A 16,960-nucleotide genomic window follows, 5' to 3' on the forward strand; every position below is an offset into this window, starting at 1 on the left:
CAAATATAGATTTATTTTTTTAGCCGTAAAAATTAGGGGGCTGTTTTGTTTAGTGGACTATTATTTTTTAGATAAGCGCAATTTTGAGAGGGGTATATTTTTAAAAAAGCAATTTTTAACACCTTTAAAAAATAAATTCGTAAAAATTACTCTTCTTTGCCGGGATTTAGGGTTAAGGAATTATGAAAAAATGTTTATTTAATGAAGAATACTAAGCTATTTTGTTATATTTCTTAAAATCAAATTCATTATTCTTTGTGAAAAGCTTCTAACGTTGAAAAATCATCGAAGAAAATTCTGAAATTTATCTTTTAAACAGGGTTTTTATTTGTTTATATTTGTTCTTCTTTTTTACTAAAAACTATTATAAATTTTAAACTTAAATACATGTCAACATTACGTTTCCAAGCTTTACAAGAAGCTTCTACAAGAAAGCCAGTACATTTTGAAGAAATAGACAGAAAATCTAACATTTTTGGTTCAAATGTATTTAATGAAAAAGCGATGAAGCAGTTTTTGACTTCTGATGCTTTAAAAGGAGTTAGAGATGCAATTCAGCATGGAACTAAAATAGACAGAAAACTGGCAGATTATATTGCCATGGGAATGAAAGAATGGGCATTATCTAAGGGTGTTACACATTATACACACTGGTTTCAGCCTCTTACAGGAACAACCGCAGAAAAACACGATGCTTTTTTCGAAGTTTCATATGACGGGAGTGATCCTGTAGAAAAATTTGGCGGAGCACAACTCGTACAACAAGAACCGGATGCTTCAAGTTTCCCGAATGGCGGAATCAGAAATACATTCGAGGCCAGGGGTTATACAGCATGGGACCCAACTTCTCCTGCATTTATTTACGGAACAACTTTATGTATTCCAACCGTTTTTATTGCTTACACGGGTGAGGCTTTAGACAATAAGATTCCGTTATTAAGAGCGCTTTCTGCAATAGATGAAGCTGCTACAGAAGTATGTAAGTATTTCGATAAAAATGTAAAAAAAGTAACGGCAACTTTAGGTTGGGAACAAGAATATTTCCTGATTGATAAAGCACTGGCAAATTCTCGTCCTGACCTGATGATGACCGGAAGGACTTTATTAGGACATACCTCTGCAAAAGGACAACAATTAGACGACCATTATTTTGGATCAATCCCAACTCGTGCCTTAACGTATATGAGAGATCTCGAACAGGAATGTATGTTGTTAGGAATTCCGGTAAAAACGCGTCATAATGAGGTGGCACCCAATCAATTTGAGCTGGCACCAATTTTTGAAGAAACGAATCTTGCCGTAGATCACAACTCTTTATTGATGGATGTGATGCAGAAAGTGGCAGAACGTCATGATTTTAAAGTATTATTTCATGAGAAACCTTTTAAAGGAGTAAACGGTTCAGGAAAACACAATAACTGGTCGTTGGCAACAGATACAGGAGTTAATTTATTGAGTCCGAGTAAAACGCCAATGAGTAATTTGCAATTTCTTACTTTCTTTATTAATACCATAAAAGCAGTTAATGATTACGAAACTTTATTAAGAGCTTCTATTGCAACAGCAAGTAATGATCACAGGTTAGGAGCAAATGAGGCACCGCCGGCAATTATTTCTGTTTTTATTGGAGCACAACTAACCAAAGTTTTATCTGAGTTAGAAAGCGTTACAACTGGAAAATTATCTCCAGAAGAAAAAACAGATTTAAAACTGAATGTTGTTGGGAAAATTCCGGACGTATTATTAGACAATACAGACAGAAACAGAACATCGCCTTTTGCCTTTACAGGAAATAAATGGGAGTTTAGAGCTGTGGGTTCAAACGCCAACTGTTCAAACGCGATGACAACTCTTAATGCAATTGTAGCAAAACAATTAAAAGACTTTAAAATGGAAGTAGATTCTTTAATCGACTCGAAAGACATGAAAAAAGATGATGCTATCTTTAATGTATTAAGAGAGTATATCAAACAATCTAAAAAAATACTTTTTGAAGGTGACGGATATAGCGAAGCTTGGGAGAAAGAAGCAGCAAAAAGAGGTTTAAGTAATTTTAAAACGACTCCGGAAGCTATAAAAGCCAAAGTTTCTAAACAGGCATTGGATTTGTTCTCTGAATTAGGAATTCTAAACCATGTTGAAGCCGAAGCGCGTTACGAAATAGAATTAGAAGAGTATACTAAGAAAATTCAGATCGAAGGAAGAGTTTTGGGAGATATCGCAAGAAACCATGTTATCCCAACAGCAATTCGTTACCAAAATACATTAATCGAAAACGTAAAAGGATTAAAAGAGATTTTTGGTAAAGAGTTTGAAACGATTGCAAAAGAGCAAATTGTTTTAATAAAAGAAATTTCTGGTCATATTGAAGGAATCAATTCTAAAGTATTGGCCATGACAGATGAGAGAAGAACGGCAAACCATTTAACCGATGCACAAAAAATGGCAGAGGCTTATTGCAATAAAGTGAAGCCTTATTTTGAAGATATTCGCAACCATTGTGACAAATTAGAGCTATTAGTTGACGACGAAAGTTGGACATTAACTAAGTACAGAGAGCTATTGTTTACAAAATAAATAATAATTTAACAGTTCTACCAAGCCCATCGAATTAAGGTGGGCTTTTTTTTGCTTTAATGTTAAAATAAAGCACGATCAATATGTTTTTTAACAGATCTAATGGGGTAATTGTAAATAAATTGCAATAATAAAGTAATTTCCTACTTATGTTTTTGCAGATGTTAGTAGTTCGTCGAGATAGTTTTACAGTTCATCGAAAAGTGGTTATGATATTGTAAAATAGGTATTTATACTTGATTTGATTTTGGATAAGTTTTCTAATTTTGGTCATGAAGAAAGAAAATAAAGGGTTGTAATTTTATTTTCGAATGAAAATTTTTGATGCGATGATTTCCCCAAATCACACTGACCTACATAATAAGTTGTATTAATAACCAATTAAATATATCTATTATGAAAAAAGTAATTTTAAGCGTCTCAGCGATGCTATTTGTAGGGGCAGCGGCTTTTGCACAGGGAAACACATCATCAGTAAATCAAGTGGGTAACACTGACACTGGTATTGTAAATCAACACGGAACAACAAATGGTTCTACTGTTGATCAATTAGGAGATAATAACAAATCAGAAGTTTATCAGGGAATTCAGCCAGGGCTTTATACAGCTGTAAGCAATTTAGCTGATGTAAAACAAAAAGGAGATCACAATGGTGCATTTATTTCTCAGAGTAATCATGATAACAAAGCGTATCAAACTCAAACAGGAGATTGGAACAAAGCTACAGTTTGGCAAGATCAAATAGCTGAAGCTTCTCATCCTTCTGCACTTGGAGGGCATGATACTGCAACTCAAACTCAAACAGGAAATAATAACACTGCTACCGTTGACCAGGGTACAACAGGAAATGAGAAACCAACAGGGCTTCCTTTCAATGCTACTCAGTTAGGGCATGTTGCAGGAGTGCTTGTTCCGTTTGGACCTCATAGCGAGAACTCAGCAACTCAAATTCAAAACGGAGATAACAATGTAGCTTATGCAAGTCAGGGAGGGGTTAAAAATGTTTCTTTACAAACTCAAACTTCTCCAAGCGGTACAACTGCAGCTGATAAAAACACTTCGAACCATTATCAATATGGAGATGAAAATAATGCAACATCAACTCAAAACGGTACTAAGTTAACTGAAGATGTATTACAAATAGGTAATAAAAATATTGCAACTATTTTACAAACAGGAGATTCTCACAGCAGTATTGCATTTTCAAAAGGAAATACAAATACAATAACTGTTACTCAAAGTAACTAATACTGTAAAAAAACAAATGAGATAGTTGCAGAACGTAACTATCTCATTTTTTAATTTTAAATAAATAAAGATGAAGGCTTTCATTTTAAATAGTATAATTCTGTTACTTTTTTTGCCAGTGCTCAATGCGCAGGAAAAAGAGGATGATTCAGATTTTAAAAACTATAGTTCGGCTGTTTTTAATTCAAAACAAGTCGCATTTAGTGTCGTTTCCTCAATGGATAAAAAAGCTCAAAATGATTTAAATCAAAAAATCCAATCCGGTATTAACATACAGCAAATAGGAGATTTAAATACAGTGACAGCATTTTTAAAATCAAAAGAAACCAAAGTTGCTGTCAATCAAATTGGAGATAGTAATCAATTACTTTTAGATAAAAATGCTAAAACAATCACGCAAAATGTAGTGCAAAGAGGAGATAATAACAAAATTTCAGATTTTACATTGTATACCAATTATAATGTAAATATGGAAATGATCCAAAAAGGAGACAATCAAAACATTCAAAATATCGGAACCAATTCAATGTCTAAGAATATGAAAATTACCCAGACAGGAAATGGAGCTTCGATAATTCTTATCAATAAATAAATTTAAACATGCGTTTTCTATACCGACATATTATTTTCTTATTTCTGTTTTTTACTGCCATACTATATGGTCAGGTTCCCCAGGACAAAATAAAAGCAAAACTGGAAATAGAGAAAATCGAAGGCAATGTAAAAATTACAGGTACTGCTGAAAATCTTACAGATGTAATCAGAAGTGCTGCCTATAAAATGTCTGTTATAAAAAACAATAGTAAAAGTAATAATCAGTCTAATAATGACCAAGTTGGTGTTTTTACCTTACAGCCCAATGAACGACAAAAGCTATCAACCTCACAAATCAATCTTTCAGAAGATGATGAGGTAATCGTTTTATTATTGTTTTATGATGAAGACAAGCAAATAATAGCAAAAGATCGTGTAGTTCTGGGTGAGGAAAAAAAAAAGCCGATGTAATAGTTCTTCCTGTTGACGGATTTGTGTTAAGAGGAATTGTTACGGATGACACCAAAACAAAAATTGGTAAAGATTTTTATGATCGGTATTATTACAGGTACAATGATATTGGAATAAATGCTGAAAAGATAGTAACAATAGGTGAAGAATATAGTTTTGCAAGAAATACAGCCATAACAATAACCATCGATAATGAGGTTATTTATGAGTTTTTAGCCAGACCGGATGACGAATTTTTAGACGCCGTTGCAGAGGAATCTGTAAATGCCACCTTTACTTATTTTAAAGAAAAAGAAAAACAGCGAAAATATTTCACTCAGTATTAATTTATTATTAGCGTCATGAAATTTATTATAACCCTCGTAGTATCGCTACTACTTTCTCCGTTTATAAACGCGCAGGCTTTAGTTTATAAACCGGTAAATCCGGCTTTTGGAGGCGATACATTCAATTATCAATGGCTCTTGAGCAGCGCAGAAGCTCAAAATAAGCAGAAAGATAAAACTGCCGTAACCACACCACAAACTGATTTAGAACGATTTAAAGCAAATTTAAATGCCCAGTTATTAAGTCAGATTTCCAGTTCTCTCTACAAACAACAATTTGGTACTGATGGTATTAAGGAAGGTTCCTATACTTTTGGAAGCTATTCTGTAGATGTTTACCCATCTGCAGACGGACTCACACTAAATATTTTAGATACCAATACAGGAGAACAAACCCAAGTCATCATCCCAAATAAATAATATGAGATTACATCACTACTTACTTATTCTATTCGGATTTCTTTTTTCGGGTTGCGGTGCCTATTTTAATCAGCCAACCGGAGTCGAAAAAGCAATTTTAGGAGAAGGAACTCCTGCTACTTCATTGCTAAAAGATTTGCCAAAACCAAAAGAACCCGTTGTCGTTGGTGTCTATAAATTCAGAGACCAGACAGGACAATATAAACCTCAGGAAAACGGAAGCAGTTTTAGTACTGCCGTAACTCAGGGCGCAACATCAATATTAATAAAAGCGCTTGAAGATTCGAAATGGTTTGTGCCTATTGAGCGCGAAAATATTGGTAATCTATTACAGGAACGAAATCTGATTCGGGCAACACGTCAGGAATATGTAAAAAACGCCAATCCTAACGAACCCCAGTTAACACCTTTATTATATGCCGGAGTTTTATTAGAGGGTGGAATCGTTTCGTATGATTCTAATATTATCACCGGAGGTTTTGGGGCCAGATATTTTGGAGCCGGGGCTTCTGTAAAATACCGTCAGGATCGTGTTACGGTTTATTTAAGAATGATCTCAACATCGAACGGAAAAATTTTAAAATCAGTCTATATCTCCAAAACCATTTTGTCTCAGGCAATTGATGAAAGTTTATTCAGATATGTAAATTTTAAAAGATTGCTAGAAGTTGAAACAGGATATACTACAAACGAACCTGTGCATATGGCAGTAACAGAAGCAATCGAAAAAGCTGTTGAATCTCTTGTTTTAGAAGGAATAAAAGATAATATCTGGCAGGCAGATGCACCAAAATGGGAAGTTGATAATTTGCTGAAAGCTTATGCTGAAGAAACTAAAACTGCCGATGTTACATCACTTTACGGACGAGAATTAGAAAACAGAAGAAGTAAATTTGCTATCGAAATTTCAGGTGGGGCAACATTGATGGACGGAGATTATCAGGATCCGCTTTTAAGACCTTTTGGGCGGGGAGCTTTAAAATTCTTTATAACGCCCGGTTTTAATATCAGTGCATCTACAAATGTGGTCAATCTCGCCAATAAAAATTTACTCGACGTTGGTTATATCACCTATGATCTTAATCTCGAATGGCTTTTACTCCCTAAAGATCGTTTTACACCTTATTTGTATGGCGGAGGAGGATATGCCACAAATAGAAAATTTGAAAATGGATATAGTAAAATTCAATACGGTTTAGGTCTTGAATATCTGGCCTCAGATAAAATAGGAGTAAAGTTATTTGCAGAGCAAAATATTAATTTTAGTGATAACGTCGATTATATAAAGGCAGGAACACGAGATGATTACTATTATAAATTTGGGATAGGACTTACTTATTATTTCGCAAAAAAGAAAAAATAAAAGTCTCAAGACTAAATTTTAAGATATAACTAAAGATTTTAAATTTAAAAACAAATTAATAATGAAGTATTTATACAAAATAGCAAGCGTACTTTTTTTATTGTTTTTGGTTTCATGTAGCGAAGAGAAAATAGGAGAACTGGGATATGGTACCGTTAGCGGAAGAGTCGTTAATGCAGATACCTTTGAACCTATGGAAAATGTAAAAATACTCTCGAGCCCAACTACAAGTACAGTTTTTACAGATGCTGAAGGGAAATTTACGGTTTCCAACGTAAAAGTGGGAGAATACTCCTTTCAGGCTCAAAAAGATGGTTTTGTGGCAAAATTTGAAGCCACAACCGTTACAGCAAACAATACTTCAGAAATTGTTTTTGAACTTAAAAAAGCTACAGCTAACAACAAACCACCAACAGTTCCCGTATTGGTAAGTCCAATTGATAATAGTACAGCCCAGGCAGTATCATTAGATCTAACATGGACAGCTACAGATCCGGATAAAGATGAATTAACTTTTAAAGTTACTCTTAGAAATGATAGTAACAGCGATATAAAAGTTTATGATGCCATAAAAGGACCAAAATTAACCCTGACAGATTTAATTTATGGTACAAAATACTATTGGCAGATTGAAGTTACTGATGGAGTAAATACTCCTGTTTTAAGCGTTGTAAGTTCGTTTACTACCCTTGCTTTTCCGGCAACCAGATATTTGTTTGTCAAAAATATAAACGATAACAATGTCATTTTTACTGCTGATGATGCCGGTAAACAATATCAATTAACAAGTGCTGCTAAAAACTATTGGCGCCCACGAAGAAACAATCAGGCAAAGAAAATTGCCTTTATAGGAACAAATGGTTCTCAAAATGATATCTATACAATGAATTTTGACGGAACCGAAGTTAAGAAAATAACAAATTCTGTTCCTGTTGCGGGTTTTAATTCAGATTATATAGGCTATTGCTGGAATGCTTCAGGAAGTGAAATTATCTATCCTAACTTCGACAAATTGTACAAAATTAATAATGACGGAAGTGGTTTGACTAAAGTATTCCAAACACCTAATGGTAAATTTATATCCGAATGTGATTGGAGTGCCGATGGATCAAAAATTGCTTTAAAAGTAAATGATGCCAATGGTTATAATGCTGAAATTTATATCATAAATCCATCAGGAGTTGTAACAGCTACAATTTTGTCAGGACAAACAGGAGCGGTTGGCGGATTAAATTTTTCAGTTACCGGACAAAAGTTAGTTTATACCAGAGATGTAGCAGGCTTCGAAAACTTAAACTATCGTCAGCTGGATTCTAAAATTTTCGAATATAGTTTTGGATCCGGAGTTTTAACTCAAATCCTGACAGAAAAAACTTTAGGAACAAATGATCTGGATGTTCGCTATTCTCCAAACGAATCAGAATTAATTTTTACTAATACATCAAATGATGGTCTTTCGACAAAAAGCATCGTAAAAACGACGATAGGAGTTGTCAATTCCAGAACAGTCTTGTTCTCTGGAGCGGCAATGCCAGATTGGGAATAATTTATAGTAACCAAAATTTTAAACCGGTTTTACTTAAGAAATTCGGCAGCGTTATCTAACCTGCCGAATTTTTTTATGAATCAAAATATTCAATTTTAAATAGTATAGTCCAAAGAATTAAAAAAAGGGATTATCTTTGCACCACATCAACACAAACTAAGTTTCATGAGTTCAGATTCTAGCAAAAGGTACGCACAAAGAGGTGTTTCGGCATCAAAAGAAGACGTACACAACGCCATAAAAAATATCGATAAAGGTTTATTTCCTCAAGCATTTTGCAAAATCGTTCCGGATTACCTTACCCAGGACGAGGAATATTGCTTAATCATGCACGCTGACGGAGCGGGTACAAAATCGTCTCTGGCGTATATGTACTGGAAAGAAACAGGCGATATTTCGGTTTGGAAAGGAATTGCTCAGGATGCTTTAATCATGAACATCGACGATTTATTATGTGTTGGCGCAACAGATAATATCTTACTTTCATCAACAATAGGAAGAAACAAAAACTTAATTCCTGCCGAAGTTATCTCGGCAATCATCAACGGAACAGAAGAATTAATCAACGAATTAAAATCTTTTGGAGTAACCATTCATTCAACTGGCGGAGAAACTGCTGATGTTGGGGATGTTGTTCGTACCATTATCGTAGATTCTACCGTAACGGCCCGTATGAAACGCAGCGATGTTGTAGACAATGCAAATATCAAAGCTGGCGATGTAATTGTTGGTTTGACATCTTTTGGTCAGGCAACTTACGAAAAAGGCTATAATGGCGGAATGGGAAGTAACGGATTAACATCTGCCCGTCACGACGTTTTTGGAAAATATTTAGCAAAAAAATACCCTGAAAGTTTCGATGCCCTTGTTCCGGAAGAATTAATATATTCAGGTCAGGTAAACTTAACTGATGAGGTAGAAAATAGCCCAATAAACGCAGGTCAGTTGGTACTTTCTCCAACAAGAACCTACGCGCCAATTATCAAGAAAATTTTAGACACTTATACGCCAAACGAAATTCACGGAATGGTGCATTGCAGTGGAGGAGCACAAACTAAAATTTTGCATTTCGTACAAAATTTACATATTATAAAAGACAATTTATTTCCGGTTCCGCCATTGTTCAAATTAATCCAGGAACAATCAAAAACAGATTGGAAAGAAATGTATCAGGTTTTCAATTGCGGTCACCGTATGGAAATCTATGTTCCTGAAAACATTGCACAAGACATTATTGCGATTTCAAAATCGTTCAATGTCGATGCACAAATCGTAGGTAGAGTAGAAGCAGCAGATGCTAAAAAACTTACTATTACCAGCGAATACGGAACATTCGTATATTAATATTTTAAAGGTTCTAAGGTTCTGAGTTGCTAAGATTCTAAGTTATAAAGATTCTGATCTCTATTAAAACAAAAATTAGAATTTAATCATCATCTAAGGTGTAGAGGCGCACAGCAGTGCGTCTCCCTCAAAGTTGATAGAAAACTATGCGAATTCAAATGCCGAATGTCAGGCTGAGCGAAGTCGAAGCCCTCGAAATCCATTTTCAGTCTTCAATTTAGTTAAGATTAAGAATGATTACGTTATAAAAATAATAACCATTAGCTTTTTTAGGAGCTAATCCCGCTATCCGTTACAATCTTTCGTGCCGAACCCCGGCACAAAAGGATTTTCACTACTATCGGGGCTAAAAAACACCAGGCTATGTACGAATTACTTTTTTGGAGATATTTAGAAGAGGTTTACCTAAACCATCAGGAAGTTTATGAAGCTCTTGTAGAAAAAGAACACGTTGAAGGTCTTGAAACGCTTCCGGTTGAGGTGATCATGAACAGAATCGCTTCGGTATTCTCTAAATGGGAAAAAGTCGATGAAAACAGCTGGCAAAATACTTCAGGAAAAGGCGCTTTTCAGGTAATCACAACACCTCAAAGTGTCAAAATCGACTGTTACGGAACCGAAGGCAAAACCATGAATAAATTGGTAGAGGTGATGGAAGAATTCAAATGTCCGTTATATGATCCGCAAGTTCCCGAGCGTTATGATGAAATGAGTGAATAAGTAATCTTGATATTATACTATTTGTAAATTGATAAAAAAAACACTCGTATTTATAACTTCTATTTTCCTGAGTATTATCATTGCAATGTTTTATGGTGCAATTCACAATCAATTTACATATTCTGTTTCTAATGAGTTTTTTACAGAAGTATTGTTTGAAAGATTTGGCTTTGTTCAATATGGTCAGGACACTCCGCGATTAACAGCTTCAATAATTGGTGCCTGGTCAACTTGGTGGATGGGATTAATCTCAGGTCTTGTATTTACCATTATAAGCTTATTTTATTCAAATATCAGGCAAATGATAAAAAGCATAAAACAGGCAACTTTAGTTATCTTAGGGACATCAATTACATTTGGTTTGATAGGATTATGTTATGGGTTTCTTGGTTTTTCAAGATTATATTCGACTTGCTGTTTTCCACTTCAAATTCATAATGTAAAAAGTTTTATTGCAGTTTCTGAGATGCATAGTTTTAGTTATTTAGGAGGCGCAGTGGGATTATTTCTGGGAATCCTTTGGCAAATTAAAGGCATTAAGGATAATAAACGATTTCATTAATTTGATGTATAACTTTACGAATCTTTGAGTATTTTTTTTGATATTAGTGAAATAGTTATAATACATAACATAAATATTTTATAGATTAGTAAGTGTAGTCCCTACGGGACAATTTTACGGATCCTCCTTTTGTTTTCTACCAATATATAACTCCTATCGGAGTAAGTATTTTGTTAAAGAAAATATCAGGTAATTAAATTTAAATTAGATCCACGAATATGTCAATAAAAGTAAACATATTGTAGAAATTAGATGTCGCTAAATCTAGATCAACGAAATATACCAAACAAAATAATTATATCTTAGAGATTAGATATTGGGAGATGTAAATCAACGAAATATGACAATCAAAGTAAAATATATCGTAGACATTAGATGTTGTGGAGATGTAGATCAACGAAATATACCAAGCAAAATAATTATCTCGTAGAGATTAAATATTGGTAGAAGCATATTTTACGAATTCCTCATTTGTCCCGTAGGGACAACATTAGTAAACCAGAAAACACTAACATTAAAGTTTTTTTTAATCTTTAAAATCAATTTTATCTGTCGCAAAAAATAAAAAAATGAATATAAATTTCAATTTCTCAGACAATATAATCCTGGAAGACGAACAAGTTTTATTACGTCCATTACAAGAATCCGATGTCTATAATCTATTAGAAATTTCGATCAATGAACCCGAAACCTGGAAATATTCATTAGTTGGAGCAGACGGAAAAGAAAATCTGATCAAATACATTCAATCGGCAATAAAAAACCGAGAAGATAAAAGAGAATTTCCGTTTATTGTCTTCGATAAAAAAACTCAAAAATACGCGGGTTCAACGCGATTTTACGATATGAATCTGGAGTTCAAAACCCTTCAGTTAGGATTTACCTGGTATGGTTCAGCTTTTAGAGGAACCGGACTCAACAAACATTGCAAATATTTATTACTTCAATTTGCTTTCGAAACACTTGGAATGGAACGCGTAGAATTTCGTGCTGATAACGCTAACGAACGAAGTATTGCCGCCATGAAAAGTATTGGCTGTAAAGTCGAAGGCGTTCTAAGAAATCATATGCCAACAATAAATAAAGAAATACGCCGTGATTCGATCGTTTTAAGTATTCTTAGAAACGAGTGGTTCGATGAGGTAAAAGAAAACCTAAAACAAAAACTCTAACAAAGAACCGCAGCTTCGATCCATATTATAGGGCTGGACTTTAGTCCAGTCTAAGAAAGCAAACATAAACAGAACCGTAGGTTCGCCCCATATTGTAGGGCTGGACTTTAGTCCAGTCTAACCAAGCGATCATAAAAAAGAACCATAGGTTCGTCCCATATTGTAGGGCTGGACTTTAGTCCAGTTTAGATATAAATAATAAATAATGATTTGGCCATTCCCATTTCCATTCCCATTCCCATTCCCATTTTGGAATTTGGAATTTGGAATTAAAAAAATTGAAATTTAATCTTTGCTATCCATCCTGCAAAATAAGACCTTGTTCTTTTCTCATTTTTACAACTAAATTATCAATGTGGGTTTTTATTTTTTGAGGTAATAAATTCCAGTCTTTATCTTTTTTGAAATTTCTGCAGTAATCCAGGTCACATTCTACAGCCCGTATTACATATTTTTTGTTTTTATAGACAGTAATAATTTTAACGCGTCTTATTCCTCCATACTCCGTTTTTGTTCCGTACACAATTACAGGATCTATGTAGCCATCGCCATCAAGATCTTTTGTGTTGCAATATTTTGTCCAGAACCAAATCGTAGTTTCTTTTGGATCAGTGGGTTCAAGCAGATCGTTGATTCTCCATTTTTCAAGAAAACCCCCATGATCAGCCATGACACATATTGCCTGAATTTTAGTGTTTAAAGTGTCATTTTGAGTAATATTCTTTTTGTTTTCACACAAAAGCAATTCATACACACCACTTTTATCATCTAATTCAAATGCTTTATAAATCGGGAAATCAGAAAGTTGATTGAGCTCCTTTTGATTGATTTCTTGTTTTGTCAATCTGTAACTGTCTGTTTTTTGCGAAAAACCAAATGTAGTATAAGAAAGCATTAGAAATAAAATGTAATTTTTCATATATAAATGATGTTTTTGAATAGTTCAAAGATATTTAAAAGCATTTTAGTCTGGAACAATTTATATTTTTTAAAAAGCATATTTTATTGTAATTTTCTATCCTGAAATTATTGGTAAATCGTTTTAGTAAATATCTGATACAGCTTTTAGGCAAAAAACAATGATTAAAAAATATCTTATGAATAGAATAAATTGCAAAAGTTTTCTTTTTGGATTGTCATTTTTGATGTTTGGTTATGGTGCAAATGCACAGAAAAAAACAATCGGGAAACGCAATCTGATTCAGTACGTTGATCCCATGATTGGCACGGCAAAAATGGGGCACACTTACCCTGGAGCAACGGTTCCGTTTGGGAGTGTGCAGTTAAGTCCGGAAACCGATACGATTGCTTACAGTTTAAACGGAAAATACAATGGCGATGTCTATAAATTTTGTGCGGGATATCAATACGAAGACAAAACGATTGTGGGATTTAGTCACACCCATTTTAGCGGAACAGGACATTCTGATTTAGGAGATTTTTTGATTATGCCCACAACCGGAAAACTGCAATTGAATCCGGGAGTAGCTTCAAAACCATTATCGGGTTATCGATCTGCGTTTTCACATACAACCGAAAAAGCAGAGCCTGCATATTACAGCGTCTTTCTTGAAGATCATAAAATTAAGGCTGAACTTACGGCAACAACGCGAGTTGGAATGCATCAATATACGTTTCCAAAGTCAGATGAAGCGCATATTATTCTCGATTTGACCTCCGGAATTTACAATTACGATAAAAAGAATGTCTGGACATTTGTTCGCGTTGAGAACGATACTCTGATTACAGGATATCGCCAGACTAATGGTTGGGCGAGAACCAGAACAGTTTATTTTGCCATGTCTTTTAGTAAGCCAATTAAAAGCTACGGACAAGCGCCTCTTGAAAAAAGTGTCTACAAAGGTTTTTGGGGAAGGTTTGATCAAACCAAAAACTTTCCAGAAATGGCAGGTCAGAACCTGAAATTGTTTTTTGATTTTAATACTGAAGAAGGAGAGAAAATCAAAATAAAAATGGCTTTATCTCCTGTAAGTTCTGCCGGAGCATTGGAGAATATGAAAAAGGAAGTTCCGGGTTGGGATTTTGAAAAGGTAAAAAAACAAAGTCAGGAAGTTTGGAATAACGAATTGAATAAAATTCAGATTGAAACTATTCAGAAAGAAGATTTAGTCAATTTCTATACATCAATGTATCATGCCTTTTTGGGTCCAACAGAATACATGGATTTAGACGGAAACTATAAAGGTCTGGATATGAACGTTCATAAGGCGGAGAACTTTAAAAATTATACGAGTTATTCTTTGTGGGATACTTATAGAGCTTTACATCCTTTATTTAATTTGGTTCAGCCCGCCCGAAACTCAGATATGATCAGTTCGATGTTGGCGCATTCAGATCAAAGTGTGCACAAAATGCTGCCAATCTGGTCGCATTATGCCAATGAGAATTGGTGCATGATTGGTTATCATTCTGTTTCAGTAATTGCTGATGCGATTGTAAAAGGGAATGGAAATTTTGACAGAGAAAAAGCACTTCAGGCTTGTGTTAATACGGCTAAAGTGCCTTATTATGACGGGTTAGAGTATTATATGAAAATGGGGTATGTTCCGGAAGATAAAAACGGATCTTCGGTTTCTAAAACCTTAGAATATGCTTATGATGATTGGGCGATTGCTCAGGCAGCAAAAAAGTTAGGGAAAACCGATGTTTATAACGAATTCATCGAAAGATCTAAAAATTATAAGAACGTTTACGATTCTAAAACTGGTTTTATGCGTCCTAAATTAAATGACGGAACTTTCAAAAAAGAGTTTGATCCATTAGACACGCACGGACAAGGTTTTATCGAAGGAAATTCATGGAATTATAGTTTGTATGTTCCGCAGGATCCTACCGAAATGATCAAAATGATGGGAGGAAATGATAAGTTTAACGTAAGATTAGATTCTTTGTTCAGTATGCATTTGCCGGATAAATATTTTGAAAACACAGAAGATATTACAAGAGAAGGAATCATTGGGAACTATGTTCACGGAAATGAGCCTTCGCATCATGTAGTTTATTTATACAATTGGACAAATTCGCCCTGGAAAGCACAAGACAAAATCAGAATGATCCTGAAAAAAATGTACCGAAATGGTGCTGACGGTTTAGGCGGAAATGACGATTTTGGGCAAATGAGTGCCTGGTATATTTTTAGCAGTTTAGGATTTTACCCAGTTGCGCCGGGTTCTGATGAATATGCATTGGGAAGTCCGTTGGTAAAGAAAGCTGTTTTTAATTTAGATAACGGAAAAACTTATGAAGTTGAAACCGTAAATCAATCGGATAAAAATGTGTTTGTGAGTAAAGTACTTTTGAACGGAAAACAATTAGACAAACCTTTCTTAAAACATGCAGATGTTATTAATGGTGGGAAAATTACGTTTTATATGAGTGCCAAACCGAATAAGAAGAATTATTAAAATTAAAGTTTGCCCACGGATTTATCGGGCTAAACGGATTTATACTGATTTCATTTTAGTGTCACCCTGTTCATTCGGCCATTTAGAATTATTAGCAAGTTAAATTTTGATATGAAAAAGAACATAATAATTGAAAATGTAGGTGTTTGTATGGATGGTGGGACTCTTATATTAGAAATAAAAAAGAATCAATCAACCTTTTATGAAGTTCAATTTGTACAAAAAGTTATTTTTTCAAGTCGGGCTTTGAGGGAGCAATTACCAGGCAGTCTGGTTTTGAATGAAAAGGAGGTTGAAATAAGATCAGAATTGGAAAAAGAAATACTTTCAGAGATTAAATCTGCTGAATTTGGAACAAAGATATCTGAAAAAGAAAGAGGTTCTTTAAAACAAATAATTTCAGAGCACATAGATTTTGTTGAATCTGAAGATTATATAAAAGTTGCTAAAAAAGTTGGACGAATAAAATAACAATATAATTCGTAATTAAGTTTTTTAGTTTTAGAATAATTGATAAAAAGTAAACAATATGGTTTAGTTTGCAAAAACTTCCCGAAATTTGCACTTTAAATAAAAGTAAATATGAAAATAAATCTAAAATCAGGAATTGATAAATTGCTTTTCGGAATGAAGCAAAATGATGTAACGGCTGCTTTGGGAAAACCGGACAAAAATTATGTAGACGAAGATGACAATGTGATTTTTGTATACAATGCACACAAAATCAGATTGACATTTTATCAGGAAGAAGACTTGAAATTAGGTTATTTAGTAGCTTCAAGCAATGATCTTGAAGTTTTCGGGTTCAAGTTAATCGGAAGAAAAATTGCGGATGTAAAGAAAGATTTGGCAACAAAAGAAATTACAAAATACACTCAGGAAACTTTTGATACTTTCGAGAACTATTTCAATGAAGACAATTGGTTTATTCTTCAAACAGAATTCGACGAAGTGGTAAAGTTCGAAATCGGTGCGATTATCAACGGTAAAGACGAGTTTGACTGGAAGTTTCCGGTGAAGAAATAAGCATGATTTTGTCAGAGTGAGCGAAGGGAGAAATCACACGCGTAAATCGACAAAGATTGGCGAACTACTTTGCGGAATTTCTAGTGTGATTTCTCCCTTCGGTCGAAATGACAAATAGGACTTAAATAAACAAAAAGAGGTTGTCTGAAAAGACGACCTCTTTCTTTTATTATACTAGTAGATTTACAGAGTGTTTCTTGAAAAATGTAAATTTGGGCTAAAATGG

The 16,960-nt window shown here is 34.2% G+C and carries 16 protein-coding genes; 15 read left to right on the top strand and 1 reads right to left on the bottom strand.

Annotation, left to right across the window (positions count from 1 at the left end):
• Positions 1-387: 387 nt before the first annotated feature.
• The 12 genes from ACQKCJ_RS22860 to ACQKCJ_RS22915 all read left to right on the top strand — a co-directional run bounded on the left by ACQKCJ_RS22860 (position 388) and on the right by ACQKCJ_RS22915 (position 12,283).
• Positions 388-2,577, top strand: a complete 2,190-nt coding sequence (locus tag ACQKCJ_RS22860) for a glutamine synthetase III (RefSeq protein ID WP_271337062.1) — start codon at positions 388-390, stop codon at positions 2,575-2,577.
• Positions 2,578-2,973: 396 nt separating this feature from the next.
• Positions 2,974-3,825 (top strand): hypothetical protein, encoded by an 852-nt coding sequence (locus tag ACQKCJ_RS22865; RefSeq protein WP_427403001.1) that lies wholly within the window; start codon positions 2,974-2,976, stop codon positions 3,823-3,825.
• Between the two features lie 70 nt (positions 3,826-3,895).
• The gene (locus tag ACQKCJ_RS22870; RefSeq protein ID WP_271337064.1) at positions 3,896-4,417 is read left to right on the top strand and encodes a hypothetical protein; all 522 of its coding nucleotides are present in this window, start codon (positions 3,896-3,898) and stop codon (positions 4,415-4,417) included.
• A gap of 8 nt (positions 4,418-4,425) precedes the next feature.
• On the top strand, positions 4,426-4,830 hold the full coding sequence (csgH, locus tag ACQKCJ_RS22875; protein WP_271337065.1) for a curli-like amyloid fiber formation chaperone CsgH: 405 nt from the start codon (positions 4,426-4,428) through the stop codon (positions 4,828-4,830).
• A 23-nt stretch (positions 4,831-4,853) separates the two neighbouring features.
• The gene (locus ACQKCJ_RS22880) at positions 4,854-5,156 is read left to right on the top strand and encodes a CsgE family curli-type amyloid fiber assembly protein (RefSeq protein ID WP_271337066.1); all 303 of its coding nucleotides are present in this window, start codon (positions 4,854-4,856) and stop codon (positions 5,154-5,156) included.
• Positions 5,157-5,171: 15 nt separating this feature from the next.
• Positions 5,172-5,576, top strand: coding sequence for a curli production assembly/transport component CsgF (locus ACQKCJ_RS22885; RefSeq protein ID WP_271337067.1), 405 nt, complete (start codon positions 5,172-5,174; stop codon positions 5,574-5,576).
• 1 nt (position 5,577) lies between these two features.
• Positions 5,578-6,939, top strand: a complete 1,362-nt coding sequence (locus ACQKCJ_RS22890) for a CsgG/HfaB family protein (RefSeq protein WP_271337068.1) — start codon at positions 5,578-5,580, stop codon at positions 6,937-6,939.
• A 61-nt stretch (positions 6,940-7,000) separates the two neighbouring features.
• On the top strand, positions 7,001-8,485 hold the full coding sequence (locus ACQKCJ_RS22895) for a carboxypeptidase regulatory-like domain-containing protein (protein WP_427403002.1): 1,485 nt from the start codon (positions 7,001-7,003) through the stop codon (positions 8,483-8,485).
• Positions 8,486-8,650: 165 nt separating this feature from the next.
• Positions 8,651-9,829 carry an AIR synthase related protein gene (locus ACQKCJ_RS22900; RefSeq protein WP_271337070.1) on the top strand — a complete coding sequence of 393 codons (1,179 nt, stop codon included), beginning with the start codon at positions 8,651-8,653 and terminating at the stop codon, positions 9,827-9,829.
• Positions 9,830-10,192: 363 nt separating this feature from the next.
• Complete coding sequence (locus ACQKCJ_RS22905; RefSeq protein ID WP_271337071.1) at positions 10,193-10,549, top strand: hypothetical protein; 357 nt, start codon at positions 10,193-10,195, stop codon at positions 10,547-10,549.
• A 28-nt stretch (positions 10,550-10,577) separates the two neighbouring features.
• Positions 10,578-11,111, top strand: coding sequence for a hypothetical protein (locus tag ACQKCJ_RS22910; protein WP_427403003.1), 534 nt, complete (start codon positions 10,578-10,580; stop codon positions 11,109-11,111).
• 569 nt (positions 11,112-11,680) lie between these two features.
• The gene (locus ACQKCJ_RS22915; RefSeq protein WP_427403004.1) at positions 11,681-12,283 is read left to right on the top strand and encodes a GNAT family N-acetyltransferase; all 603 of its coding nucleotides are present in this window, start codon (positions 11,681-11,683) and stop codon (positions 12,281-12,283) included.
• A 295-nt stretch (positions 12,284-12,578) separates the two neighbouring features.
• Here ACQKCJ_RS22915 and ACQKCJ_RS22920 read toward each other — a convergent pair whose 3' ends face one another.
• Positions 12,579-13,202: a M949_RS01915 family surface polysaccharide biosynthesis protein gene (locus tag ACQKCJ_RS22920; protein WP_271337074.1), complete on the bottom strand. Its 624-nt coding sequence runs from the start codon at positions 13,200-13,202 to the stop codon at positions 12,579-12,581.
• A gap of 178 nt (positions 13,203-13,380) precedes the next feature.
• On the opposite strand from ACQKCJ_RS22920, the gene ACQKCJ_RS22925 reads away from it, so the two are divergent.
• The 3 genes from ACQKCJ_RS22925 (at position 13,381) to ACQKCJ_RS22935 (ending at position 16,734) form a co-directional block, all read left to right on the top strand.
• Positions 13,381-15,708 (top strand): GH92 family glycosyl hydrolase, encoded by a 2,328-nt coding sequence (locus ACQKCJ_RS22925; protein ID WP_427403005.1) that lies wholly within the window; start codon positions 13,381-13,383, stop codon positions 15,706-15,708.
• A 111-nt stretch (positions 15,709-15,819) separates the two neighbouring features.
• Positions 15,820-16,179 (top strand): hypothetical protein, encoded by a 360-nt coding sequence (locus ACQKCJ_RS22930; protein ID WP_271337076.1) that lies wholly within the window; start codon positions 15,820-15,822, stop codon positions 16,177-16,179.
• Positions 16,180-16,290: 111 nt separating this feature from the next.
• Complete coding sequence (locus tag ACQKCJ_RS22935) at positions 16,291-16,734, top strand: hypothetical protein (protein ID WP_271337077.1); 444 nt, start codon at positions 16,291-16,293, stop codon at positions 16,732-16,734.
• The last annotated feature ends 226 nt before the right edge of the window (positions 16,735-16,960 follow it).

It is taken from the genome of Flavobacterium sp. NPDC079362 (genome assembly GCF_050267765.1).
GTDB classification, from domain to species: domain Bacteria; phylum Bacteroidota; class Bacteroidia; order Flavobacteriales; family Flavobacteriaceae; genus Flavobacterium; species Flavobacterium azizsancarii.

Bases quoted from the DNA above. Each gene is read 5' to 3' on its own strand.
- ACQKCJ_RS22885 (WP_271337067.1), top strand. From the start codon at position 5,172: ATGAAATTTATTATAACCCTCGTAGTATCGCTACTACTTTCTCCGTTT.
- ACQKCJ_RS22925 (WP_427403005.1), top strand. From the start codon at position 13,381: ATGAATAGAATAAATTGCAAAAGTTTTCTTTTTGGATTGTCATTTTTG.
- ACQKCJ_RS22870 (WP_271337064.1), top strand. From the start codon at position 3,896: ATGAAGGCTTTCATTTTAAATAGTATAATTCTGTTACTTTTTTTGCCA.
- ACQKCJ_RS22935 (WP_271337077.1), top strand. From the start codon at position 16,291: ATGAAAATAAATCTAAAATCAGGAATTGATAAATTGCTTTTCGGAATG.
- ACQKCJ_RS22900 (WP_271337070.1), top strand. From the start codon at position 8,651: ATGAGTTCAGATTCTAGCAAAAGGTACGCACAAAGAGGTGTTTCGGCA.
- ACQKCJ_RS22890 (WP_271337068.1), top strand. From the start codon at position 5,578: ATGAGATTACATCACTACTTACTTATTCTATTCGGATTTCTTTTTTCG.
- ACQKCJ_RS22905 (WP_271337071.1), top strand. From the start codon at position 10,193: ATGTACGAATTACTTTTTTGGAGATATTTAGAAGAGGTTTACCTAAAC.
- ACQKCJ_RS22895 (WP_427403002.1), top strand. From the start codon at position 7,001: ATGAAGTATTTATACAAAATAGCAAGCGTACTTTTTTTATTGTTTTTG.
- ACQKCJ_RS22920 (WP_271337074.1), bottom strand. From the start codon at position 13,202: ATGAAAAATTACATTTTATTTCTAATGCTTTCTTATACTACATTTGGT.
- ACQKCJ_RS22865 (WP_427403001.1), top strand. From the start codon at position 2,974: ATGAAAAAAGTAATTTTAAGCGTCTCAGCGATGCTATTTGTAGGGGCA.
- csgH (WP_271337065.1), top strand. From the start codon at position 4,426: ATGCGTTTTCTATACCGACATATTATTTTCTTATTTCTGTTTTTTACT.
- ACQKCJ_RS22915 (WP_427403004.1), top strand. From the start codon at position 11,681: ATGAATATAAATTTCAATTTCTCAGACAATATAATCCTGGAAGACGAA.
- ACQKCJ_RS22930 (WP_271337076.1), top strand. From the start codon at position 15,820: ATGAAAAAGAACATAATAATTGAAAATGTAGGTGTTTGTATGGATGGT.
- ACQKCJ_RS22860 (WP_271337062.1), top strand. From the start codon at position 388: ATGTCAACATTACGTTTCCAAGCTTTACAAGAAGCTTCTACAAGAAAG.